At 35.6% G+C, this 24567-nt stretch carries 28 protein-coding genes and 1 pseudogene; 27 read left to right on the forward strand and 2 right to left on the reverse strand.

Translation table 11 applies throughout. From position 1 onward, the window contains the following. Positions 1-76 precede the first annotated feature (76 nt). From CFK40_RS09730 to efp, 4 genes are all read left to right on the forward strand, one after another. Positions 77-592 carry a YqhR family membrane protein gene (locus CFK40_RS09730; RefSeq protein WP_089532122.1) on the forward strand — a complete coding sequence of 172 codons (516 nt, stop codon included), beginning with the start codon at positions 77-79 and terminating at the stop codon, positions 590-592. A 234-nt stretch (positions 593-826) separates the two neighbouring features. After that, on the forward strand, positions 827-1258 hold the full coding sequence (aroQ, locus tag CFK40_RS09735) for a type II 3-dehydroquinate dehydratase (protein WP_089532123.1): 432 nt from the start codon (positions 827-829) through the stop codon (positions 1256-1258). Between the two features lie 15 nt (positions 1259-1273). Beyond that, positions 1274-2335 (forward strand): M24 family metallopeptidase, encoded by a 1062-nt coding sequence (locus CFK40_RS09740; protein WP_089532124.1) that lies wholly within the window; start codon positions 1274-1276, stop codon positions 2333-2335. Positions 2336-2363: 28 nt separating this feature from the next. Next, positions 2364-2927: an elongation factor P gene (gene efp / locus CFK40_RS09745; protein WP_089532125.1), complete on the forward strand. Its 564-nt coding sequence runs from the start codon at positions 2364-2366 to the stop codon at positions 2925-2927. A gap of 187 nt (positions 2928-3114) precedes the next feature. Here the strand turns inward: efp and CFK40_RS21795 are convergent, their stop codons facing one another. Together CFK40_RS21795 and CFK40_RS09755 are read right to left on the reverse strand one after the other, a co-directional pair. Next, on the reverse strand, positions 3115-3417 hold the full coding sequence (locus CFK40_RS21795) for a TIGR04104 family putative zinc finger protein (protein WP_405196579.1): 303 nt from the start codon (positions 3415-3417) through the stop codon (positions 3115-3117). Positions 3418-3529: 112 nt separating this feature from the next. Beyond that, a pseudogene (locus CFK40_RS09755) lies at positions 3530-4308 on the reverse strand (alpha/beta fold hydrolase). A 497-nt stretch (positions 4309-4805) separates the two neighbouring features. On the opposite strand from CFK40_RS09755, the gene spoIIIAA reads away from it, so the two are divergent. From spoIIIAA to CFK40_RS09870, 23 genes are all read left to right on the forward strand, one after another. Beyond that, positions 4806-5783 (forward strand): stage III sporulation protein AA, encoded by a 978-nt coding sequence (spoIIIAA, locus tag CFK40_RS09760; RefSeq protein WP_089532127.1) that lies wholly within the window; start codon positions 4806-4808, stop codon positions 5781-5783. Further along, a complete protein-coding gene (gene spoIIIAB, locus CFK40_RS09765) occupies positions 5728-6240 on the forward strand; it encodes a stage III sporulation protein SpoIIIAB (protein ID WP_089532128.1) in 513 nt (170 codons plus the stop codon). Before spoIIIAA ends, spoIIIAB begins: the two co-directional genes overlap by 56 nt. Positions 6241-6260: 20 nt before the next feature. Further along, positions 6261-6467, forward strand: a complete 207-nt coding sequence (gene spoIIIAC, locus CFK40_RS09770; protein WP_089532129.1) for a stage III sporulation protein AC — start codon at positions 6261-6263, stop codon at positions 6465-6467. Between the two features lie 6 nt (positions 6468-6473). Next, on the forward strand, positions 6474-6866 hold the full coding sequence (spoIIIAD, locus tag CFK40_RS09775) for a stage III sporulation protein AD (protein ID WP_089532130.1): 393 nt from the start codon (positions 6474-6476) through the stop codon (positions 6864-6866). Positions 6867-6906: 40 nt separating this feature from the next. Next, positions 6907-8079 carry a stage III sporulation protein AE gene (spoIIIAE, locus tag CFK40_RS09780; RefSeq protein WP_089532131.1) on the forward strand — a complete coding sequence of 391 codons (1173 nt, stop codon included), beginning with the start codon at positions 6907-6909 and terminating at the stop codon, positions 8077-8079. A gap of 11 nt (positions 8080-8090) precedes the next feature. Then, a complete protein-coding gene (spoIIIAF, locus tag CFK40_RS09785) occupies positions 8091-8711 on the forward strand; it encodes a stage III sporulation protein AF (protein WP_089532132.1) in 621 nt (206 codons plus the stop codon). Further along, a complete protein-coding gene (spoIIIAG, locus tag CFK40_RS09790) occupies positions 8708-9346 on the forward strand; it encodes a stage III sporulation protein AG (RefSeq protein ID WP_089532133.1) in 639 nt (212 codons plus the stop codon). Before spoIIIAF ends, spoIIIAG begins: the two co-directional genes overlap by 4 nt. Before the next feature lie 13 nt (positions 9347-9359). Then, entirely contained in the window at positions 9360-9911 is a 552-nt protein-coding gene (locus CFK40_RS09795) for a SpoIIIAH-like family protein (protein ID WP_089532134.1), read from the forward strand. Positions 9912-10137: 226 nt separating this feature from the next. Then, entirely contained in the window at positions 10138-10647 is a 510-nt protein-coding gene (gene accB / locus CFK40_RS09800; RefSeq protein WP_089532135.1) for an acetyl-CoA carboxylase biotin carboxyl carrier protein, read from the forward strand. Positions 10648-10660: 13 nt separating this feature from the next. Continuing rightward, positions 10661-12013, forward strand: a complete 1353-nt coding sequence (accC, locus tag CFK40_RS09805; RefSeq protein ID WP_089532136.1) for an acetyl-CoA carboxylase biotin carboxylase subunit — start codon at positions 10661-10663, stop codon at positions 12011-12013. Between the two features lie 19 nt (positions 12014-12032). Beyond that, positions 12033-12425 carry an Asp23/Gls24 family envelope stress response protein gene (locus CFK40_RS09810; protein ID WP_089532137.1) on the forward strand — a complete coding sequence of 131 codons (393 nt, stop codon included), beginning with the start codon at positions 12033-12035 and terminating at the stop codon, positions 12423-12425. A gap of 381 nt (positions 12426-12806) precedes the next feature. Then, positions 12807-13187 (forward strand): transcription antitermination factor NusB, encoded by a 381-nt coding sequence (gene nusB, locus CFK40_RS09815; RefSeq protein ID WP_089532138.1) that lies wholly within the window; start codon positions 12807-12809, stop codon positions 13185-13187. Between the two features lie 16 nt (positions 13188-13203). Beyond that, the gene (gene folD / locus CFK40_RS09820) at positions 13204-14058 is read left to right on the forward strand and encodes a bifunctional methylenetetrahydrofolate dehydrogenase/methenyltetrahydrofolate cyclohydrolase FolD (RefSeq protein WP_089532139.1); all 855 of its coding nucleotides are present in this window, start codon (positions 13204-13206) and stop codon (positions 14056-14058) included. Then, positions 14055-15407, forward strand: coding sequence for an exodeoxyribonuclease VII large subunit (gene xseA, locus CFK40_RS09825; protein ID WP_089532140.1), 1353 nt, complete (start codon positions 14055-14057; stop codon positions 15405-15407). The genes folD and xseA overlap by 4 nt, the downstream gene beginning before the upstream one ends. After that, positions 15400-15630, forward strand: coding sequence for an exodeoxyribonuclease VII small subunit (locus tag CFK40_RS09830; RefSeq protein ID WP_089532141.1), 231 nt, complete (start codon positions 15400-15402; stop codon positions 15628-15630). Before xseA ends, CFK40_RS09830 begins: the two co-directional genes overlap by 8 nt. A gap of 2 nt (positions 15631-15632) precedes the next feature. After that, positions 15633-16517 (forward strand): polyprenyl synthetase family protein, encoded by an 885-nt coding sequence (locus tag CFK40_RS09835; protein WP_227001907.1) that lies wholly within the window; start codon positions 15633-15635, stop codon positions 16515-16517. 675 nt (positions 16518-17192) lie between these two features. Beyond that, entirely contained in the window at positions 17193-17792 is a 600-nt protein-coding gene (locus tag CFK40_RS09840; RefSeq protein ID WP_089532142.1) for a hypothetical protein, read from the forward strand. Positions 17793-17809: 17 nt separating this feature from the next. Beyond that, positions 17810-18643: a TlyA family RNA methyltransferase gene (locus CFK40_RS09845; protein ID WP_152640117.1), complete on the forward strand. Its 834-nt coding sequence runs from the start codon at positions 17810-17812 to the stop codon at positions 18641-18643. Between the two features lie 35 nt (positions 18644-18678). Next, entirely contained in the window at positions 18679-19128 is a 450-nt protein-coding gene (ahrC, locus tag CFK40_RS09850; RefSeq protein WP_089532144.1) for a transcriptional regulator AhrC/ArgR, read from the forward strand. Positions 19129-19153: 25 nt separating this feature from the next. After that, a complete protein-coding gene (recN, locus tag CFK40_RS09855; RefSeq protein WP_089532145.1) occupies positions 19154-20878 on the forward strand; it encodes a DNA repair protein RecN in 1725 nt (574 codons plus the stop codon). 278 nt (positions 20879-21156) lie between these two features. Continuing rightward, positions 21157-22401: a SpoIVB peptidase gene (gene spoIVB / locus CFK40_RS09860; protein WP_405196589.1), complete on the forward strand. Its 1245-nt coding sequence runs from the start codon at positions 21157-21159 to the stop codon at positions 22399-22401. Positions 22402-22680: 279 nt separating this feature from the next. Then, the gene (gene spo0A, locus CFK40_RS09865; RefSeq protein WP_089532147.1) at positions 22681-23460 is read left to right on the forward strand and encodes a sporulation transcription factor Spo0A; all 780 of its coding nucleotides are present in this window, start codon (positions 22681-22683) and stop codon (positions 23458-23460) included. Between the two features lie 130 nt (positions 23461-23590). Beyond that, positions 23591-24562 (forward strand): tyrosine-type recombinase/integrase, encoded by a 972-nt coding sequence (locus tag CFK40_RS09870; protein WP_168927227.1) that lies wholly within the window; start codon positions 23591-23593, stop codon positions 24560-24562. Positions 24563-24567 lie beyond the last annotated feature (5 nt).

Genomic DNA, 24567 nt, shown 5'->3' on the forward strand with positions numbered 1-24567 from the left:
TCACTAGCTTTCTTTATTATTTTTACATGATATCTTTGATTGGAATTGGTCATACTATGGATGGAGGTGCATGTTTATGGGAAAAAAAGAAAAATTAGAACAAAATAAACAGGAAAAATCATACTCCTTACTGGCTAGATCATTGCTTACCGGCTTCATTGGAGGACTTGGTTGGAGTACACTCGGGCTCATCATGTATTATTTTAATTTCTCAAAGGTCAGCCCTACATCTTTCATACTACGATCATGGTTGAATGCAAAATGGACACATGAATGGTTGGGTGACCTAATATCAATTGTGATAATAGGAGTTATATCCATTGTAGTTGCATTAGTATACTATGGTTTATTAAGAAAAATAAGTACAATGTGGATTGGAACCTTGTTTGGTATTATTTTATGGGGAATAGTATTTTACTTACTTCAACCCATTTTCCCAAACATACCGCCATTAAACGAACTTGGTAAAGATACAATTGTATCTACTTTATGTCTCTTTATTTTATATGGAACTTTTATAGGTTATTCCATTTCCTATGATTATCGTGATACGGCAATACGTGGACAAGCAACTGAAGAAGGTAATGGATAAACAGCTGAAAAATTAGCTGTTTTTTCTTTATAGAGGATGTTCAAAAAGTCACCAAATGATAAACGGCGAATTTCTTCGTTGCGCAGTTTTTCCGGTCCTCAAAACCTTCGCGCCTTGAACTTCTTGTTTCTAATTTGTCGCCTTTTTGAACCCACACTTATAGTTATTAATATCCCACTGTTTATGATAAACTAAAAAAGTCCGATAATCACGACCGCAAAGGGGATGAGTCGTATGAAACGTCTATTATTATTAAATGGTCCAAACTTAAATTTATTAGGAAATCGTGAGAATGACATATATGGTGATTTCTCATTAGAAGACATTGAAAAATCGGTAGAACTTATAGCCAAGGAAAATGGTTTTGAACTAGAATGTTTTCAATCGAATCATGAAGGGGAATTGATTGATAGGCTACAGGATGCCACTGGTAAATTTAATGGAATAATTTTTAACCCAGCAGCATACACGCATACAAGTATAGCCATACGTGATACGATTAAAGCTATTAAAACCCCTGTTATTGAAGTGCATATCTCAAATGTACATAATCGTGAAGAATTCAGGCATCATTCCATGCTTGCGCCTGTATGTTATGGACAGATTGTTGGATTAGGCGTAATGGGCTACAAATTAGCAGCAATGGCATTTATAGAAAAAAATTAGAAAGGAATGAGAGAAATGGAGAAAATTGAAAAACTGAAAGCGGCGTTAGCTACTAATAACTTAGATGCAATTATTATTACGAATCCTTATAATAGAAGATACATAACTGGTTTTACTGGAACAGCTGGTGTAGCTATTATCAGTAAAAAAGATACTCGTTTTATTACTGACTTTAGATATACAGAGCAAGCTAATGAACAGGCAACTGCATTTACAGTTGTTGAACATAAAAAAGGCATTATCGAAGAGATAAGCAATCAATTAAATGAGTTAAATGTTTCACGTGTTGGTTTCGAAAAGGATCATTTGACATTTGCAACATATGAGCTTTACAAAAAATCAATTAAAAAAGAATTAGTTCCGATAAGCGGTATTGTTGAAAAACTTCGCTTAATTAAAACAACTGAAGAACTAACAATATTAAAAGAAGCTGCGAAAATTGCGGATGACGCTTTTGAACATATTCAAGGGTTTATAAAACCTGGAGTTAAAGAAATAGATGTTTCAAACGAGCTAGAATTTTTCATGCGTAAACAAGGTGCTACGTCATCAAGCTTTGATATTATTGTTGCGTCGGGCTACCGATCAGCACTTCCACATGGTGTTGCTTCAGAAAAAAAGATAGAAAGTGGAGAACTAGTTACGTTAGATTTTGGAGCGCTTTACAAAGGGTATTGTTCCGATATAACGCGTACATTAGCAGTTGGTGAGCCAAGTGATGAATTAAAAACAATTTACGATACCGTTCTTAGTGCACAATTAAAAGGTGTAGAAGGAATTAAACCTGGTATAACTGGGGTTGAAGCTGATGCATTGACTCGAGATTATATCAATGAAAAAGGCTATGGTGACTATTTTGGTCACTCAACAGGGCATGGTGTAGGACTTGAGGTACATGAAGGACCTGGTCTATCATATAAATCAGAAGCTATACTTGAGGCAGGAATGGTTGTAACTGTGGAGCCAGGTATTTATATACCAAATGTTGGTGGATGTCGTATAGAAGATGATGTACTAGTGACAGAATCTGGATACGAACGTTTAACACATTCTTCTAAAGAACTAATTCAGTTATAGTTACAGCGATAAAAGGAGGACTTAATGAATGATTTCAGTTAACGATTTTAAAACTGGTTTAACAATAGAAGTGGATAACGATTTATGGCAAGTTATCGATTTCCAGCACGTGAAACCAGGAAAAGGTGCAGCATTTGTACGTTCGAAATTACGTAATTTACGAAATGGGAATATCCAAGAGAAGACATTCCGTGGTGGAGAAAAAGTTGGAAAAGCGCATATTGACAATAAGAAAATGCAATATCTTTATGCATCAGGTGATAACCATACTTTTATGGATACAAACACTTACGAACAAATTGATATACAAACAAAGCAAATTGAACATCAGTTAAAGTATATTAAAGAAAATATGGAAGTATCTGTAATTACCTATGAAGACGAAATTCTAGGTGTTGAGCTGCCTAACAACGTTGAATTAGAAGTTACAGAAACAGAACCAGGAATTAAAGGGGACACAGCAAGTGGAGGCACAAAGTCTGCAACACTTGAAACAGGAATTACGGTACAGGTACCATTCTTTATTAATACTGGTGAAGTTCTAATTATCAGTACTTCTGATGGGAAATATGTATCACGGGCAACGAAGTAAATAGTAAAAGAGCAGTTGCAACTGGTGAAGTGTGCCTTTTCCTATCAAAAACCTGGAATTGCACTACAAAAAGCAGCTAAAATTGTATAACTAATTGCCCTATTTGAAGTGATTTTTGTAATTAAAAAAAATCTCAGTTCACTGAACTGAGATTTTTCTTGTTGATAAGAAGTTGATTTTTTTAAATCTATCTGTTCTTCCTTTTATACCTAACTAAGAAAGGGGTCAATAAAGAACCGACAAAGGGAATAATGAGCATTATCATTAAAGTTAAAAAAAAATTACTAAATGGCGGTGATAAAGAAAAACCAAAAATCAACATTGGTAATATAGTCAAACAGACAACTATGAATCTTGAAGGAATGGTTATCTTATGTATAGAACTGCATTTTTCACATTGAATAGGTTTATAGCCCAGCCAAATTGCTTGAAAGATTTCGCTATACTTAAATGAAGTATTGCAACTATCGCATTTTTGCAATCCCAGCAACCCCTCTTTAATCTACTTATAGTAACTTTTTTCATTATGCTATTCTGCCTCGGTACTGAAATAGAGTTTCCTTTTATTCAAGCATCGCGTCCGTTACCATAAAGGACATTTTTCACTTTATTGGTTTTATCTCCTGTGTCAAAATACTTTCCTGTAGCCACTTTTCTATCAGTTGATTAAAGAGATCAGGATTCACTAAGGATATTCCGTGACCAACGTTAGATATAATTATTCCTGTACAATTCGAGTTTTTTGAAACTATATCATTTGCTGACTTTATCATTACTGCTTTTTCTTTTTCACCAACAGTAACAATATCCTGCCCTTTGCTTTATTAAATTCTTTGGGTATTTCAAATGACATATTTTCTTCCAATATTCTAACAAGGGTGCCTGATTCCATTAAAGAACTTTCCTTATAATATGTTTCAAAGTATTGTTTATCAACATAAAGTGTTTTTGCTTGAAGCTTTGAAAATGATTTATTTTTAATCAATGGAAGTGTCAATTTAATAGAGGGACTAATCAATTTTTTAGCAAATGGGATTGGCCTAACTAACGCACTATTTATGATTGCATAATTAATCAAATCTGGTTTCATACATAACATTTGTATAGTTACTTGAGCTCCTAGTGAAAATCCAATAACGATTACTTTTTTCCCATTTGGTATTTTTTCTATTAACTCAATTATTTTTTCTGCACTATAGTTGATTGAAAAGTTTTTCATATGATTACTTTTACCTTGTTCTGGTAAATCTATCGTAACGCAATGATAGTGAGTGAAGTATTGAATTTGTTTATCCCACATCCAACTACTCACCCCACCCCCGTGCAAGAATACTAGTAGTGAAGCATTCTTATCCCCATACTCTTGTATATGTAAACTCAACCATTTCACCTCGCATTACGTCTTACTCTTCTTTTTGAACAACTTCTAACTTTACTATTGGATAGTAACTTTATTCTGTTTGTTGGATCATAGAATTCGCGATTTTAATTATTTCTTCTTTAGTAATAGTAACATCTTTATTATTTCCTTTTTTATATTAACAAAGTAATGGATCGTCTGAATATAAGAACCAATCAAAGTTTAACATATAATGCAATTCTGATAAATACGAATTTAATAATGTGTGTTCAAAAAGTCGCTGAATTAGAAATCAGGTCGACAAAGAACGCAACGTCCTGTTGCAAAGTCGACATTAGCACGTCCTGTGCGTCAAGGTCGAGGCACGAGCGTTTTGAGGGCCGGAAAAACCGAGTAACGAAGAGATTCGCCATTTATCATTTGGTGAATTTTTGAACAACTTCTAATAATAGTAAAAATGTCATATCTACTATTTTGTAGCATATAAATGCTATAAACGATAGTAAGGTGATTAGTTTATGGACGAGATAGTACGATTATTTCCTGAACATATAAAAGACGCTATTCAGCGAAAAGTACAAGATCGATGGACAGAGTTACAAGAAATTCGGTTTCGTTTAAACCAACCAATTGAACTTATCTATGATTCAAAAATTGATTGGATCCATTCGGTAAAGCCGGAAAGTCAAGATGGGATTTTTGTGCTGAACCAATTAAGTAACTTTTCATTATACCGAATGGAAGATGAACTTAGGGAAGGTTATATTACGATTGAAGGCGGGCATCGAGTTGGTTTAGCTGGAAAAGTAAACACATTAGGTGGAACAGTTAAGGCTATTCAACACATTACGTTCTTTAATATAAGAATTGCCAAACAAAAGATAAATGTAGCTTCGCCTATAATTCCTTATATGTATAAGGAGAAATACATGAATACACTTTTTATTGGTGCTCCACAAACAGGTAAAACAACATTGATTCGAGATATCGTACGTTTGATTGCAACTGGATGGAAGGACATTCCAGCCAAAAAGGTAGCCGTAATCGATGAACGTTCGGAAATAGGTGGTTCTATAAAGGGTGTACCACAACATAATGTAGGAATAAGGACAGATGTAATGGATGCTTGTCCAAAAGCTGAAGGAATGATGATGATGATTCGTTCCATGTCTCCAGATGTATTAGTAGTCGATGAGATCGGTAGTAAAAAAGATGTACAGGCTTTAATGGAAGCTATTCTTGCTGGAGTAGTTGTGGTTTGTTCTGTGCATGGACAAACACTTGAAGAAATAAAAAAACGACCATCTATGCAGACGTTATTCCAACAAAATGTTTTTAAACGATTTGTTCTCTTAGAAAAAAACCAACAGCCAGGCTTTGTCCATGCTATTTACGATGAAGTCGGTATCAACCTATTACAAAAAAAGAGGAGTTTGAATCATGGTGTGGATAGGAGCACTTCTATTCATCGGTACCACAACGTGGATAGGGTTTGACATAAGCAATAAATTTCGAGAAAGACCCAAACTCATTAGGCAACTTAAAAATGCATTACAAATCTTAGAGGCAGAAATTTTATATAGTCAGTTGCCACTAAGGGAGGCATTTGAGAGTATTGCCAAACAATTGCCAGATCCTACAAAATCCTTTTTTCAGAATCTAGCATCTAATTTAGATGATAAAAAGACTGATTTGTATAGCACATGGAGTCATCATGTGGATGAACTTAATCAAACTTCTGCAATAGGTAAGAATGAAAAAGAAATTTTAAAGCAATTCGGACGAACACTTGGGCAACATGACTTTAGCCAACAGCAAAAGCATATCCAATTAGCCGTACATCATTTAGATCGGGAATTAGAAGAGGCGCGAGATAACGAATTTAAATACAGTAAAATGGCCAAAAGTTTAGGTCTGTTGTGTGGTCTATTTATTGTCCTTCTACTCATTTAGTAAAGGAAAGGGGTACATTAATGCTAACGGATGCATCCATATTATTTCAAATAGCTGGAATCGGAATTATAGTAGCCTTAATACACACCATTTTGAAGCAAATGGGAAAAGAAGAAATCGCTCAGTTTGCGACATTAGTTGGTTTCATCATTGTTCTCGTAATGGTTGTAAATGGTTTAGCAGATCTGTTTCAACAGATTAAATCCGTGTTCCTCTTTCAAGGGTAGATTCAAATGGATATATTACAAATTGTTACTCTTGGACTCATTTCAAGCCTTTTATTTATTATTTTACAAGATCAGCATGCTTCTATTGCTTATCTATTAATCATATTAACTGGAATTATTATATTATCTGTAGTTATTGCCCAGATAGGTGCTGTTCTCAAATTAATTGAGTCACTTGGAGAGAAGGCTTCTATCGACGGTATCTATATGGAGACAATACTTAAAATAATAGGTATTGCATATATAGCCGAGATAGGCGCAAATATAACCAGAGATGCTGGTCTATCATCCATAGCCTCTAAGATTGAGTTAGCTGGCAAAGTGTTCATTTTGTTATTAGCGGTCCCAATTATTTCAGCAGTAATAGAAGCAATACTAAACTTTTTACCAGTGAGTTAACACTAAAAGCAAAGGTAACGAAGGGAGTAGTAATAGATGGATGAGATGTTCTAACTTTATTGTAATTATTTTAGCCGTTTTCATGATTTTAACTTTTGGGAATACAGCATCTGCATCCACTTCTATTGCTGAAATAGAAACCGATGTATTGGAAAAGGTGTCACTTGATAAAATACAGCAGCATTGGAATAAATTAATTGGTGATTATGGTGGGTATATACCAGCATTAGAAAAATCAAGTCTGTATGAGTTCATAAAGAACAACGGATCTTTTTCCGTGAAGAACACACTCTTAGGGCTTGTTGAATATTTATTTCATGAAATTATTGTTAACGGGAAACTTTTAGGACTCTTGTTAATGCTAACTCTCTTTTCCGTTTTATTACAAACGATGCATACAGCCTTTGAACGAAGTATGGTCAGTAAGATAGCTTATTTTGCAGTCTATCTTGTTTTATTGTTTATCGCGCTAAATAGCTTTTATTTAGTATTTTCCTATACAAAGGATGCCATTGATGCCATGAGTAGTTTTTTAATTGCTCTATTGCCTTTGATTTTAGGCCTAATGGCAACTTTCGGTAGTCTCATTACCGTATCATTTTTTCATCCGATTATTATTTTTCTAATTTTTGCAAGCGGAGTGTTAGTTTCTAATTTCGTATTACCATTACTATTTTTGTCAGCATTATTGTTAATTGTTAGTAGTTTAACTGATAGTTACCAGGTCACACATTTAGCTAGTCTACTTAAATCAATCAGTTTAGGTGTTTTGGGTGTTTTTCTAACCATATTCCTAGGTGTTTTATCTGTTCAAGGTGCTGCCAGCGCAATTCAAGATGGGGTGGCAATGAAAACAGCAAAATTTATCACGGGAAATTTTATTCCCATTGTAGGAAGAACGTTTACGGATGCAGCCGACACCATTTTAAGTGCATCTTTATTACTAAAAAATTCAGTTGGAATTGTTGGTCTAATTTGTATCGTGTTGATCGCATTATTTCCTGCAATCAAAATATTTGCCATCGCCTTCATCTATAAGTTAGCTGCAGCTGTATTACAGCCTTTAGGGGATGGACCGATAATTACAAGTTTAAATGTGATAAGTAAACATATTATGTATATTTTAGCATCATTAATTGCAGTTACACTTATGTTCTTTCTTGCGATCGTCATCCTAGTAGTAGCTGGAAATATTACATTAATGCTCAGGTAGGAGGGCCCTACATGGATGCCATCATACATTGGATCACGCAAATAATCATATTTATGCTACTTGCAACCATCATTGAATTACTCATTCCAGCAACATCCATGAAAAAGTATATAAAATTGGTGGTTGCGTTAATCTTAATCTTAATTTTTTTAAAACCTATTTTTTATTTATTTGATATAAATGTTAAAGATGCTTTAACTGCCTCGTATGAAAGACTTGAGAGCTATAATGAAAATGAAAAAAATATGGAAAGTTTAATAGAATTTCAAAAAAGTGAAATACAAGGCGAACAACATGCATATATTGAAGAACAAATGGCTGTCCAACTAATAGATCTTGCTAAGACCCCTTTACTAGAATCCTATCAAGCAGATATAACAAACATTGAATTTTCGTTTGCTGCAGAAAAAGCACCAGAGTGGAAGGATTTAGAGGAAGTCATTGTTTATATAAACCATGCAGAAGAAAGTGAGGAGGATGTAAACATTGTAGATGAAGTGATTATCAGCACAGACACTCCAGAAAGTAATAAGGATGGCCCAGATCTAGAAAAAATTGAAAACCTTTTGCGTGACATATGGGAAGTTGAAAATAAAGAAATAACGGTCATTTGGAAAGGGGGGACATTTTGAAAGAGTTCATCAAAAAAGTTTTTCGTAATCTAGATGGTAAAACAACCAATAAGGTTCCAACTAAAAAAAGTAAATATTTAATTGTGATTGGGGTCACTGGATTATTATTACTCATCATAGGAAATGTCTTTTCCAATTCGTCACCAGAATCTAATTCAAATCAAACGATTGGTGACCCGGTTGTACAACAACAAGAAACGAAGCCTGTTTCCAGTGAAAAGAAGTCAACTTCGAATGCACATGATTTAGAAGCAAGTTATGAAAAGGAATTAAAAGATCTACTGGAGAAAATTAATGGGGTTTCTGAGGTTGAAATCATGGTAAACCTTGATTCAACAAAGGTAAAGGTTTATGAGAAAAACCTTATTACTAGTAAACAAACTACAGATGAATCAGATAAGAACGGTGGTACACGTGTTATTGAAGACTATACAAAGGAATCCCAAGTAGTCTTAGTAAGGCAAGGTGATAAAGAAGTACCCCTCTTAATACAAACAAAAAAACCTGAAGTTAGAGGGGTGTTTGTGATAGCAAAAGGTGTTGACCATGCGACAGTAGAAAAATGGGTGGTTGAAGCTGTTTCAAAAGTGTTAGATGTTCCAACTCATAGAGTTTCAGTAATGTCAAAAAGTTAGGGGAGATTAATTTATGTTAAAAAAACAAACTGTATGGTTATTAACAATGCTCAGCTTGATGATTGTGTTAAGTGTTTACTACATGACGTCACCAGATATGGAGGATCAAGCATTTATTAATAATACGGAAACAGACGAAGAGGTAGTTACTACTGATTCTGAGGGTGCAGAAGGTGAAGCAGATGTTGATGAAATTTCAAATGTTGGACAAGATGAGTTATTCACAACGATTCGCATGGAAATTCAGGATACTCGTAGTGAGACAAAGGATCGATTGGATGATGTACTAGCTTCAAGTTCTGCTACCACGGAGCAAAAGAACGAGGCAATGACTAAAATGGAAGTTTTGGATCAATTATCAACGAAAGAATCTGTTTTAGAAGAATCAATTTTAGCAGCTACAGAGTACCAGGATGTATTAGTAAGATCAGATCAAGAACAAATTCAAGTTAATGTTAAAGCAGATGATTTATCGAAAGAACAAGTAGTGCAAATTATGCAAATGGCGAAAGATGAATTTGGTGAAATGCCCGTAAATGTTTATCTACAATCAAAAACGAAGTAGTAGCAATCACTAAGTAAATGGCTCCAGTTAGCTGGAGTCATTTTTTTTAGTTTGATTTACTATTCGCAAACAATTACTATAATTGATATAATAAAATTGGTATCATATTATATTCATAATGATTCCAGTAATGGGTTGAAGTTTTTATAAGTTTTAGCGTAAAATGTTAAAAGGAGTTAGTAGTGCATGTTGTTCGTATTTTTAAATGAGAGAAGGAGTGCCAAGCATGTTAAAAGTACAAGAAATTCGTGAAATAATAAAACTAGTTGATCAATCTTCTATTAATGAATTCACCTATGAACTAGACGGTGCAAAGGTTTCAATGAAAAAAACATCTGCTGCGGAAGTAGTGCAAACACCAAAACAAGTAGTTGAAAAAACGGAACAACCGAAACAAATACAGGAAGTCAATGAATCTAATGCTAAGGTAGAGAATACAGAAGTACATACTCCTAATGCGGAAAACACTTCTACCCAAAAAGATGATACAGATTTCGATTATGAAATTGTATCACCGATGGTAGGAACATTGTATAGCGCTGAATCACCAGAAAGTGATCCATATGTGCAAACAGGAAGTAAAGTAACGAATGATACAGTGGTATGTATTGTAGAAGCAATGAAACTATTTAATGAGATTGAAGCAGAAGTAACAGGAGAAATAGTAGAGATTTTAGTGGAAGATGGAGAATTAGTTGAATATGGTCAACCACTATTTAGAGTAAAGGCTAAATAAGGGGATGGAACAAGTGATTAAAAAACTGTTAATTGCTAACAGAGGAGAAATTGCCGTACGAATCATACGTGCGTGCAAAGAAATGGACATTGAAACTGTAGCTGTTTATTCGGAAGCGGATAAAGATTCGTTACATGTAAAACTAGCAGACGAAGCCTATTGTATCGGACCGACAGCAAGTAAAGACAGTTACTTAAACTTTACAAATATCATTAGCACAGCAACATTGACCGAGGTAGATGCGATTCATCCTGGTTATGGGTTTCTAGCAGAAAATGCAGACTTTGCTGAGATCTGTAATGCTTGTAACATTATTTTCGTAGGACCATCTGCACAATCTATCCAAAAAATGGGTATTAAAGATGTTGCTAGAGATACAATGAAAGCGGCTAATGTGCCTATCGTACCTGGTTCTGATGGTATTATTGAGGATGAAGAACAAGCTAAAAGTGTTGCAGATGAAATTGGGTACCCGGTGATTATTAAAGCCACAGCTGGTGGTGGTGGTAAAGGTATTCGGGTAGCAAGAAACGAAGAGGAACTAATTAAAGGTATTCGGGTTACCCAGAAAGAGGCGGAAACTGCTTTTGGTAATCCAGGCGTATATATGGAGAAATTCATTGAAGATTTTCGTCATGTTGAAATACAAATCCTTGCAGATCAACATGGAAATGTTGTTCATTTAGGTGAGCGAGACTGTACGATTCAACGTAGACTACAAAAATTAATAGAAGAGTCTCCTTCACCTGCGCTTACAGAAGATATACGTGAAAAAATGGGAGAAGCATCTGTTAAAGCAGCAAAAGCCGTTAATTATGTGGGTGCTGGAACAATTGAATATATTTTCGATCGGACAAGTAAATCATTTTATTTTATGGAAATGAATACACGCATCCAAGTGGAGCACCCCGTTACAGAGATGGTAACAGGAATTGATTTAATAAAAGAACAAATCAAAATAGCAAATAATGAAAAATTGTCTTTCACTCAGAAAGATGTTGAATTTGAAGGCTGGGCAATTGAATGTCGTATTAATGCAGAGAATCCATTTAAAAACTTCATGCCTTCTCCTGGAAAAATTGATATGTATTTACCGCCTGGAGGCTTTGGCGTGAGAATTGATTCGGCTGCATATCCTGAATATACTATTCCGCCATATTATGACTCAATGATCGCTAAATTAATTACGTATGGACCGACTCGCAAAGATGCAATTAATAGTATGAGACGAGCACTAGATGAGTTTGTTGTCGAAGGGGTCTACACAACAATCCCATTTCATCGTTTGATTATGGAACATAAAGTGTTTAAAGATGGTGATTTTAATACGAAGTTTTTAGAAGAAAATCCTATTCTTGAGAAATGATAAATAAGGGAGTGTTACGATGAGTGAACAACCTTTGTTAAACGTAAGTGAAGATAACAGTTTAGGTACAGTAGAGATAGCCCCAGAAGTTATTGAAATTATTACAGGTATTTCAGCAACAGAAATTGAAGGGTTATCTTCTATGCGTGGGAACTTTGCTTCTGGAGTCGTTGAACGATTTGGTAAAAAATCACACAGTAAAGGTGTTAAAGTAGAATTAACAGAAACAGGCATCATGATTGATCTTTATGTAGTATTAGATTTTGGCGTATCAATACCACAAGTAGCTCAAAAGCTCCAAACGAATATACGTCAAACTATAAAAAGCATGACTGCACTTGAAATTGCTGAAATTAATGTTCATGTTGTAGGTATTCAGATGGATGGAAAAGATGGTACAGAAGGTGAATAATTAAGAGAACGGCTAAGGGTATTTCTTTTAGCCGTTTTTTTCTTTGTTTAGTCGCCTTCGCTTTTCTTTGTCCAGCTGCGGCTCCTAGCGACTAGCAAATAGATAGAACTGGGAAAGGTACGTAAAGTTCGACGTACTTTTCCCAGTTCTATCTATTTGTACGTCGCTGAACAGTCGCCTTCGCTTTTCTTTGTCCAGCTGCGGCTCTTAGAAGCTGCCGTCATAAGCAATGAACACTTCGAATGCTAAGCCCGTGCATTCTACGGTTCCTTGCTTATGCGTCCGCTTCTGAACAGTCGCCTTCGCTTTTCGTGCTTTATCTAGCATTGGCCTGGTGTTCATGTTATTATTTGTAAAGATAAGTTTAAAGGAGTAATGAATATGAAACGGCATGCAGCAAGAGAGAAAGCATTTCAGATACTATTTCAAATAGATTTGAATGAATTAGATCCAACTCAAGCATTGGCTGAACATAATGAAACAGGGGATACTGATTCGTTTTTAGAGAGGCTTGTAAAGGGTGTAGTGGAACAAAAAGATACTATTGATGATAGTATATCAAACCATTTAGAAAATTGGACGATTAAGCGTATTGCGTCTGTAGAAAAAACAATATTACGAATAGCGACCTATGAAATAACGTATCTAGAAGATATTCCAACGAATGTGTCAATCAATGAAGCAGTTGAATTGGCTAATAAATATGGAGATGACAAGTCAGGGAAGTTCGTTAATGGTGTTCTATCAAAAATCATAGCTTAAAAGGGGAATAAATGTCATGCCTGCTGAGATAATTAACGGAAAAGAATTAGCACAACAATTAAAAGATAACATGAAAGAGGAAGTATCTAAGTTACGTGAAGAAGGGTTAATACCACATTTAACGGTTGTATTAATTGGTGATAATCCAGCATCTAAGTCTTATGTAAAAGGAAAGAAAAAAGCAAGTGCAGAAACAGGTATCGCTTCTGATATTATTGAATTGCCTGAATCTACAAGTGAAGAAAAGTTACTCACCATTATAACCGAGCTAAACAATAACCCAGCAGTTCATGGTATTTTGGTTCAATTGCCATTACCAGAACACATAGCAGAGCAAAAAGTAATTGAACATATTGATCCGAACAAGGACGTAGATGGATTTCACCCAGTAAATATCGGACGAATGATAACTGGAAAGGATACATTTCTTCCTTGTACACCATTTGGTATCGTCACAATGCTTAAATCAAAAAATATAACAATTGCGGGTCAACATGTCGTTATTATCGGAAGAAGTAACATAGTTGGAAAACCAGTTGGACAACTTTTATTAAATGAAAATGCCACAGTTACATATTGTCACTCGAAAACAAAAGATTTAAAGGAATTTACAAAAATGGCGGATATTTTGATTGTTGCTGTTGGGAAACCGAATGTGATTAATGCAGCGTATATTAAGCCAGGTGCTGCCGTTATAGATGTTGGTATAAATCGATTAGAGAACGGTTCACTAACGGGTGATGTGGATTTTGATGAGGCAAAAGATGTTGCGTCATACATCACTCCTGTCCCAAGAGGAGTGGGGCCGATGACCATCACAATGCTTCTTCAGAATACAATTAAGGCTGCCAAAGGACTGGAATCACAGTGACCGAACAATATCTTACTGTAACAGCACTCACAAAGTACATTAAACGAAAGTTTGACACGGACCCACATCTAAACCGAGTGTTCGTAAGAGGTGAAATTTCTAACTTTAAACGTCATAGCCGAGGCCATATGTACCTCACAATTAAGGATGATCAAACTAGGGTGCAATCGGTAATGTTTGCAGGTAATAATCGGTCATTAAAATTCAATCCAGAGAATGGGATGAAGGTTTTAATCACAGGTAATATCGGTGTTTTTGAGCCATATGGACAATACCAATTATATATTCAACAAATGGAACCAGATGGTATAGGTGCACTCTATCTAGCCTTTGAACAATTAAAGGGTAAATTGGCAAAACAAGGTTATTTCGATCAGGACCATAAAAAAAACATACCCGTATACCCACAACACATTGGTATTATAACCTCACCAACTGGTGCAGCTGTACGTGATATTATAACCACAATTAAACGGAGATATCCAATCGTTAATCTAACAGTAATTCCAGCACTTGTGCAAGGAGTTAATGCAGCTGATTCTATTGTAAATGGTATTGAACAAGCGAATGACCATACAGATTTTGACCTTTTAATCATAGGGCGTGGAGGGGGATCAATTGAAGAATTGTGGAGCTTTAATGAAGAAAAAGTGGCTCAAGCCATATTTCAATCAGAAGTCCCGATTATTTCAGCAGTTGGTCATGAAACAGATACCACAATAAGTGATTTTGTTTCCGATTTACGGGCCCCTACACCTACAAGTGCAGCTGAACTAGCAGTACCATCCCAAATCGAATTAAAAGAAAAATTACTGCAGATCAATCGTTCACAGACACGTTTGATTACCAATATGCTTCATACATCATCACAACAGCTTGGACGTTTAAATCAATCATATGCTTTTCGGTATCCTGAGCAGCTAGTAAACCAAAAAGAACAAGAATTGGATAAACTAGTAGAACGTTTAAACAAAGCGCTTCAATTTACAGTAAAGAAAAAAGATGATGCGTTACTAAACAATAAGAAACGATTAATAAGCCATCATCCAGAACGCCAAATACAAAGCGCTAAAAAGCAAATTATTCATGTACAAAAACAGCTGCAAAGTAGGATTTCACTCATAACCGAAAAAAAGTCAACACAAATGGTAACTTTTATAGATAAACTTACTTTGTTAAATCCGTTGGAAATTATGAAACGTGGATATGCGATTCCGTATGATCAAAAAGGAAATATTATCAAGTCTGGATTACAAACAAGTAAAAATGAACTCATAGAAGTAAAATTATTAAACGAAGTATTAGCATGTCGAATAGAGGATATAAAGGAGGACGCGACGGATGAATGAAAATGAACTTTCCTTTGAAGAAGCGATGATCGAACTAGAGAAGATTGTTGAGCAGCTAGAAGAAGGCGATGTTCCATTAGAAAAAGCGATAAACTACTACCAAGAAGGTATGAAGCTATCCAAAGTCTGCAATGACAAACTAATAAATGTTCAAGAAAAGATGACAAAAATTATGAATGAACAAGGCGAGTTAAAACCTTTTGACATACAGGAGGAAGAGTAATCGTGCAGGCGACATTAACTTCTTTTTTAGATGAAAATAAACAATTTATTCAACAGGAATTACATATGGTTCTTAATAAATTAGATATTCCAAAAAGCTTGAAAGAGTCAATGCTTTATTCGATTGAAGCGGGCGGAAAAAAGCTTAGACCAATATTGTTGATTGCAAGTTTTGACGCATATGGTAAAGACAAACAGAAGATTGTTGCTCCCGCCATGGCTTTAGAAATGATTCACACTTATTCACTTATACATGATGACTTACCAGCAATGGATGATGATGATATAAGAAGAGGGAAACCTACGAATCATATCGTTTTCAATGAAGCCACTGCAATATTAGCTGGTGATGCACTTTTAACTTATAGCTTTGATTTGTTAGCTACAGATCCGCGTTTAACTGATGAACAAAAAATTTTCCTAATTAGTGAATTGTCTAAAGCAAGTGGACCAAAAGGAATGGTCGCAGGGCAAATGCTTGATATGGAAGCTGAAAATAAAAAAGTATCATTAGAACAACTTGAAAGAATCCATGCACTGAAAACAGGAGAATTAATAAGGTTCGCGATAAAATCAGGTGCTTATATTGGAAATGCAACCGAAACGCAACTAACACATTTAGACGAATTTGCGTATTATCTAGGTCTTATTTTTCAAGTGCAGGATGACATATTAGATGTTACAGGCGATCAAGCGATTATTGGGAAACCTGTTGGAAGCGACGAGGATAATCAAAAAAGTACCTATCCCAAATTATTAGGCTATGAGGGTGCAGTTGAACAGAAAGAAAGATATCTTCAGCTGGCGAAAAAGGCATTATATAATGCGAACGCGGATAGCTCTTATTTAATGAAATTGACTGATTACTTTAGTGCACGGGATCACTAACAAAGTTAGATAAAATGCGTAAAATATGATATAATATGTTTATAAGTGGAATGGTGCAGTATTCTAGTCAGTCTTCCGCTCCTGAAGGCGGGCCTAAAAATCCGCCAAAGGGCACATCGATGAAGTTCCTTGTGTTGGCTTGAGGCGCCCAGCCTTGGGTCAGTGCTGGGAGTTAAGGTTTTAGGGCGATCCACAAAGGCATGTGGGCGTTGACCCTATTACCGCGGAGGCCCATCTCTGTCGTGGTAACTAAGCCTAGGGATCATTATGGAATGGGGTATGAACCTGCATAGTAAGAAAGGGAAAACTTACTTGTAGCGTAGCCTGCCTTGAGTGGTGTTTGAGGGGATTAGAGCACAAGTTGCAAACTGGTAGGCCACTAGCTTGTAATTTTCATCTCTATGAAATCATCACTGCAAAAGAGGCTAGGGGGCGCCAAAAAGGCTGCTGAGGAAATCTCCTAGACTGTTCTATTGACGTTTGAAAGGGATTATAGTGTGGACTAAGTGGTAATCCAGTCTAACTTTTGGTGACAAAGTTAAGATAGGTTTAAAGGGGAACCGCCCTTATGGCAACATGGGGTACTTATTTGGGAAAACCTACTGGACCTAAGCCGCAGTTTTTACCTTTTGAATGACCATTCCATTCCTACATAAAATAAGTTTGAGGTATAAAATGAAATCACAAATAAAACGATCTATGAAATTTAGTTTAACGATTGCCGTTATCACTTTTGTGTTAGCGGCTATTTTTTCAATTATTTCTTCTTCTATTTTAAGTGGCGTGATTTGGATACTTGGACTTCTAATTGTCTTAATCATTGTCTCAATTGGAGTTATATTTGATATGCTTGGCATAGCGTCAACTGCAGCAAATGAACAACCATTTCATGCGATGGCAGCTGAGAAAGTTCCAGGTGCAAAAGAAGCTGTTATCATTATTCGTAATGCTGATAAATTTGCTAGCTTTTGTAATGATGTTATTGGTGATATTTCAGGAATTGTCAGTGGTACCGCAACTGCCATAGTTGTACTACAAATAGCCGATTTATTTGGCGAGGGTGACGGCTCGACATTGCAGTTAACATTGTCGGTAGTACTAACAAGTATTGTGGCTGCCATAACGGTAGGCGGGAAGGCTTTAGGTAAGTATTTTGCTATTAATGCTTCAACAAATATCATCTTTTTTGCGGGTAAAATGATATCAATCATAGAACGTAGATTTAAAATAAAAATCCTTCCAAAAAATGAAAAGCAATACAACAAGATCAAATAAAAAAGTAAAGGATTTAAATAAACATGGGTAAAAAACGTTTAGATGTATTATTAGTTGAACGAAATTTAATGGAAACGCGCGAGAAAGCAAAACGGTCGATCATGGCGGGACTTGTATTTTCTGAACAAATTCGACTGGACAAGCCTGGCGTTAAGGTTGATGAGGATATCCCGATAACAGTAAAAGGAAAGTTGATCCCTTATGTAGGTAGAGGTGGTTTGAAACTTGAAAAGGCACTTCATACGTTTTCCCTTGAAATATCTAACAAAATTATGATTGATGTAGGATCGTCAACTGGTGGTTTTACAGATTGTGCTTTACAAAACGGCGTAAGGCAATGTTATGCAATAGATGTTGGTTATAACCAATTGGATTGGAAATTAAGAAACGATGAACGTGTTTTTGTTATGGAACGAACCAATTTCAGGTATGTAACACCTGATATGCTTCAAAATGGTACACCTAACTTTGCAACTATTGACGTTTCGTTTATATCATTAAAATTAATTTTACCAGTGTTGAAACAATTACTAACAGAAAATAGTGATATTGTTGCTCTAATCAAACCACAATTTGAAGCCGGAAGAGAACAAGTTGGAAAAAAGGGAATTGTTCGCGATAAAACGGTACACTTCCAAGTTTTGGAGAAAATTACTCGGTTTGCTTTGAAGGAAGGATATGAACTATACGATCTAACTTTTTCCCCAATTACAGGTGGTGATGGGAATATTGAGTTTCTAATCCATCTTGGATGGAAAAATGAAAAAAAAGGTATTCCTCTGGATCCAATAATGTTAAAAGATGTGTTAGAACAAGCACATACGAACTTTATTGCACAAAGACATAATTAATTAGATAGGTGTAGTAAAACGTTTGGGGGATAGACATGAGCAAAACGCAACGACAAATTAAAATTCGGGAGTTAATCACGTCATGCGATATTGAAACTCAAGACGAACTTGTAGAAGAATTACGAAAGTTAGGTTTTAACATTACACAAAAAACCGTATCGCGTGATATAAACGAATTGCATTTAGTTAAAGTACCTACCCCAAGAGGAAAAAGCAAATACAGCCTACCTTCTGATCATCGGTTTAATCCTTCTGATAAATTAAGACGATTAATACAAGACGCCTTTGTTAAAATTGATCATGCTAGTCATTTTATTGTGTTAAAAACTCTTCCAGGAAACGCACAAGCAGTCGGGGTTTTAATTGATCATCTGGAATGGCAAGAGATAATGGGTACCATATGTGGTGATGATACATGTATGATTATATGCAAAAATGAAGCAGATTCGGTTCTAATAAAAGAACGATTTCTAAATATGTTGTAATGTTATATAAGAGGTGACGAATGATATGTTAACAGAACTATCTATTCATGATTTCGCAATAATTGATAATTTATCCTTAACATTTCATGAAGGTTTGACCGTCTTAACAGGCGAGACGGGTGCAGGTAAATCAATTATTATCGATGCAGTACAGTTATTAGTTGGTGGACGCGGATCAGTTGAATTTGTAAGACATGGTACAACAAAAGCTGAAATAGAAGGTTTATTTTCAATCGATAATCAAAAACATCCTATATTTAAAATTGGAAAAGATTTCGGTATCGAAATACCAGATAACATGGTTGTATTACAACGTACCATTACTTCGAGAGGTAAAAGTATTTGCCGAGTCAATGGTAAATTAGTTACCTTGGCCATACTAAAAGAATTCGGAAAAACACTTATTGATATACATAGTCAGCATGAAACTCAAGCCTTAATGGACCCAGAAAATCATATTGGCCTACTCGACTTATATGATACACAAGTGATTAATCAAGCGAAACTTGAATACCATAAGTTATATGAACGGTTGCAACTGCTTCAAAAAAGGTATAAAGAACTTAGTGAAAATGAACAAGAAATGGCGCATCGTTTAGACCTTTTAACTTTTCAAATGGATGAACTAGGACAAGCCAACTTAGAGCCAAATGAAGACACTACATTGGAGGAAGAGCGAAGTAATTTGGCTAACTTTGATCGAATCTATGTTGGTATTCAGGACGCTTATAATGCTTTATATGGTGATCAAAAAGGAATAGAATGGCTAAGTATGGCAGTGCAATCTCTTGAAAATAATAAGAATTATGATCCGTTTATCGCCAAAAAAGCAGAAGAGCTTGCAAATCAGTTCTACATGGTCGAGGAATTATCATTCGATTTACGTAACTATAGTGACACACTACAGTATGATCCTACACGGTTAAATGAAATTGAAGAAAGATTAAGCGAAATAAATCGGTTGAAGAAGAAATATGGTTCTACAGTCAATGAAATTATTGACTACATGGGAAAGATTCAAGAAGAGATGGAAGAAATAACAAACAAGGATTCCCATCTTGCGAAACTGCAAGGTCAAATTAATGAAACAAAACAAGACGCTTATTTAGAAGCTAAGCAACTTCATGATATTCGAAAAAAGGCTGCAAAAGAATTAACAAAAGAAATTCATTATGAACTAAAAGATTTATATTTGGATAAGGCTACCTTTTCCATAGCATTTACAAGCAAGGAAGACATCGAAGCTGAAAATGGTCTTAATCAAGCTTTAAAGTTACATAAAAATGGATTTGATTTTATTACATTTTTAATTTCGACTAATCCGGGTGAACCACTTAAAGAACTAAACAAAGTTGCTTCTGGCGGAGAACTGTCCAGAATAATGTTAGCTCTTAAAAAAATATTTGCGAAACACCAGGGCGTAACAAGCGTAATCTTTGACGAAGTTGATACTGGAGTTAGCGGACGAGTTGCTCAGGCCATTGCTGAAAAAATTATTCGTGTATCAGAGCAATCGCAGGTATTATGCATTACCCATTTACCTCAGGTTGCCTCAATGGCAGATACACACAACTTAATTGAAAAAGTTGAAAAAGATAAGCGGACAATCACTTATGTGAAGGAGCTTTCAAAAGTTCAACAAATTGATGAATTAAGCAGAATGATTACAGGAGCAAAGTTAACGGAGACAGCAAAACAACATGCAAAAGAGATGCTTCTTTTAGCGGATTCTATAAAACAGAAAATATAATGGATAAGATTAACCAAAAACCAGAAGATAAGTTATCTGGTTTTTTTATTTTTGACTTATAATTTTTTTCTAGCTCACACTTTCTTGAGGGCTTGCGCTTTTCTTTATTATACGTTTTTTTTAAAAGGAAATGATACACAGGTTTACTTGTTATTAACCAGTTTAAAAACATGTTGGTTCGGTCAAATTATAAGTACAGACAAAAGATTTGGGTTGGGAACCTTAGGAGAGTGGAATGATTGAAGTTTAGATATGATGTTCGAATTTGGATAGGAATTATGCTTCTTGCTGTGTTGGTTGCAATACCTTTTTACTCACCAGTACAAAAGTACCTTTCTATTCCCAATAATATTGTCACCTTCAACAATGATTCAACTATTGCAGTTCCGGCATTAGGCGATAAAGTTGAAGTGGAACCAACAAAAGAAGAGACAATAAAAGCTATTAGTTCCAATGATTTTGAAACAGTTTCAGCTGGGGAAGACCAACTTTTTTATTCGGTTGCAGGACTTCCAATAAAAAAGGTTGACGTGAATATCCTTGAAGATCTTAAAGTAATTCCAGGTGGTCAGTCGATCGGAGTACAATTGCATACAGTTGGCGTACTTGTTGTTGGTCATCACCAAGTTAATGGAACAAACAAAGAATTATCACCAGGGGAAGAAGCGAATATAAAAGTTGGTGATATAATTTTAAAAATTAATGGGGAACCAATAAAGGAAATGCAAGAGGTAAAACCATTTGTAGAAAAAGCGGGGAAAGCTGACAAATCACTTGATGTTACGATCAAGCGTGGGGATGAAAAAATTCAAACAAAACTTACACCAGTAATGGATGCAAAAGAAAATGAGTATCGAATCGGACTCTATATTAGAGATTCTGCCGCTGGTATAGGTACTATGACGTTTTATGATCCAAAATCAAAAAAATACGGTGCTTTAGGACATGTTATATCAGACATGGATACGCAAAAGCCAATTGAAATTTTTAATGGTGCCATTGTGAACTCGACTGTTACGTCAATCGAGAAAGGAACAAATGGGACTCCTGGTGAGAAGCAAGCCAAATTCTCGGTAGACGCTGATAAAATAGGGACTATCACAAAAAATAGCCCTTTTGGTATATTCGGTAAATTAGACGAAAAGATGAACAATGGTAAATTTAATAAACCAATGCCTGTTGCTTTGTCGCATGAAGTAGAAGAGGGCCCTGCAAAAATTTTAACTGTAGTTGAAGGTGAAAAAATAGAGGAGTTTGATGTAGAAGTTGTTAGTAGCGTTCCTCAAAAGTTCCCTGCAACAAAAGGGATGATAATTCAAATAACGGACCCTGAATTATTAAAGAAAACGGGTGGAATTGTTCAAGGAATGAGTGGTAGTCCAATTATCCAAAACGGTAAAATTATTGGAGCAGTAACACATGTATTTGTTAATGACCCAACATCGGGTTATGGCGTTCACATTGAGTGGATGTTACAAGAAGCAGGGATCCAAATTTACGAGAAAGAAAAACAAGTGAGTTAAAAGGGCACTAGGTAATGTAGCTGAACGTGTAAAAACTTGCATTAGAAATTTATCTAATGCAAGTTTTTTTATACAAATTTCTACTAATTTTATTTTTCGACAAAATGTTATAATTTCCTGTCAAAAGTTATCGAATCTAAGTGAAAAAAGAAGAAAATCAAAGTAAAATAAAGGTATTTTTCAAAAAAGTAAAGTTTTTTTAATTTAAAGAAGGTTATACGGAATTAGTGTCGAAAGTATAGCATGGGAAAAGTTTTTATTACATAAGGAGGAAATGAAGTGGAAAAGATTTCAGTTTGCTTAGTTGATGACAATCGAGAATTAGTTCAGGTTATGGAGGAGTATTTCGATGGCCAAGATGAAATAGAGGTTATTGGAACAGCACACAATGGAAGAGATTGCCTGGAAATGCTTAATGAAATGGAACCAGATGTTTTGGTTTTAGATATAATTATGCCTCATATTGACGGATTAGCTGTACTTCAATCTATTCGGGGGTCAGAACGAAATAAATATCCAAATGTAATAATGCTAACCGCATTTGGTCAAGAAGAAGTAATGAAAAAGGCAGTCGACCTAGGGGCCGCATATTTCATATTAAAGCCTTTTGATTTAGATAATTTAGCCGATCAAATACGCCAAGTACAAGGTAGAAATGTTCAGCCTCAGCAATCAAAGGGAATAAATAGAAGAGGTCGCCAAAAGAAAGACCTTGAAGCCAACATTACCAATATTATTCATGAAATTGGTGTACCAGCGCATATTAAAGGATACATGTATTTACGCGAAGCGATTACAATGGTGTATAATGATATCGAATTACTTGGATCAATTACGAAGGTGCTCTACCCAGACATTGCCAAAAAGTTTAACACTACTGCCTCAAGGGTAGAAAGAGCTATCCGTCATGCAATTGAAGTTGCTTGGAGTAGAGGGAATATTGATTCCATATCTGAGTTATTCGGCTACACGATAAGTATTTCAAAAGCTAAACCAACTAATAGTGAATTTATCGCAATGGTCGCTGACCGTTTGCGGATGGAACATAAAGCGTCGTAGCAACGTTTTGACCCGTAGTTTGTCGCAAACAAGCCGATAAACTATTGGCGGACACCTATAAACGAATATTCGGAGGCTAACAAGCGTCCTTCTTTATCGGAATTTACGGTAAGGGAGGGCGTTTTTTGCGTTGAATGAAATATTAATCGAAATTGACCGTTATATGATGGACTGCACAAGTCGAGGATTGTCCGCCAAAACTATGCGAAGTTACGACCAAACATTGCGACTATTCCAACGTTATTGCACGGAAAAGCAAACACTAACTAAGCCGGCGCAAATAAAGTCGGAGCATATCCGGGCTTACTTCGCCTACGTTAGAGAGCGCGGAAAGTATGGCGCACTTGCAGACGATAGAACGGCACTAATCAATGGACCACATAACCGTCCTGACTACGGAAAGAAAGTAAGCGAAACTACGTTAGCCAATTATCAACGGAATATAGCAGCTTTTTGTAATTATTTGTATCACGAAAAGATTATACGAAAGAATCCGTGCGAGGGTATCGAAAAAATAAAGCCGCAACGTAAAGTTAAGGCGTTGCTATCCGAAAATGAATTGCAACTATTTTTCCGTAGTTTCGACGTTTCGAGGTTCCATGAATTTAGATCGTGGATAATAGCCCGCATGATTTTAGATTCCGGATGCAGAATTGGTGAATTAATTTCAATCGTGCCGGGTGATATTGATTTGCGAAATGGGGCGTTACTGCTTCGGAATACAAAAAGTAAGAAAGAGCGTTTTGTTTATTTTTCGCAGAAGATGGGACGGAACTTAAGATCGTGGCTAGAGTATCGCGAACGATATACAGATAGTGCGTATGTATTTCCGTCAATAAAAGGAAACATGATGGACATTCGTACCGTGGAGAGCGCCTTTAAGAAACACTCGAGGCTTGTCGGATTAGACGTACAACCGCATCAGTTACGGAATAACTTCGCGAAGTATTACCTTTTAAATGGCGGAGATTGGAGTACATTATCACGCATACTCGGACATGCCAGCGTAGAGGTTACGCAGCAGGCTTATTTAGACTTCAACGATAAAGAGATAGGGCAGAAATATCAAAAACATTCACCATTAAACAATTTAAATATATAAAAAAA

It is taken from the genome of Virgibacillus necropolis, assembly GCF_002224365.1.
Classification (GTDB): domain Bacteria; phylum Bacillota; class Bacilli; order Bacillales; family Amphibacillaceae; genus Virgibacillus_F; species Virgibacillus_F necropolis.